This window comes from Oleiphilus sp. HI0061 (assembly GCF_001635675.1).
This window is the reverse complement of record NZ_LWFE01000793.1, coordinates 1-552: the sequence shown is the minus strand read 5'-3', so window position 1 is coordinate 552 and position 552 is coordinate 1. Positions and strand designations below refer to the sequence as shown.

General features: G+C 47.5%; 1 protein-coding gene. It reads left to right on the top strand.

The window, feature by feature from the left end; translation table 11 throughout:
• A partial coding sequence (locus tag A3735_RS09625; protein WP_156499572.1) for a molybdopterin-dependent oxidoreductase occupies positions 1 to 552 on the top strand: 552 nt, incomplete at both ends.

Below are 552 nucleotides of genomic sequence, written 5' to 3'. Positions count from 1 at the left end.
ACTTGGTACGAAAAAGACGATATGAATACGTCGGATATGCATCCGTTTATTCACCCTCTTTCTAAAGCGATTGACCCGGTTTGGGAATCGAGATCTGACTGGGATATCTTCAAAGGTATTGCCAAGAAGTTCTCTGAACTTTGTGAAGGCCACTTGGGTGTTGAGAAAGATTTGGTCACGGTACCGCTTCAGCACGACACACCAGGAGAGCTTGCTCAGCCAGAGGGTGTGAAAGCATGGTGGAAAGGTGAGTGTGACCTGATTCCAGGTAAGACGGCACCAAACCTAGCCGTTGTTGAACGTGATTACCCGAATACCTATAAGCGCTTTACTTCGCTTGGCCCATTGCTAGAGAAACTAGGTAATGGTGGTAAGGGTATTACTTGGAACACTGAAGATGAAGTGAAGTTCTTGGGTGAGCTTAACTATAAGCACACTGAAGAAGGCGCGCATCAGGGTCGTCCGAAGATTGAGTCGGCAATTGATGCCTCTGAAGTGATCTTGAGCCTGGCACCAGAAACTAATGGTCAGGTAGCGGTTAAAGCATGGGCT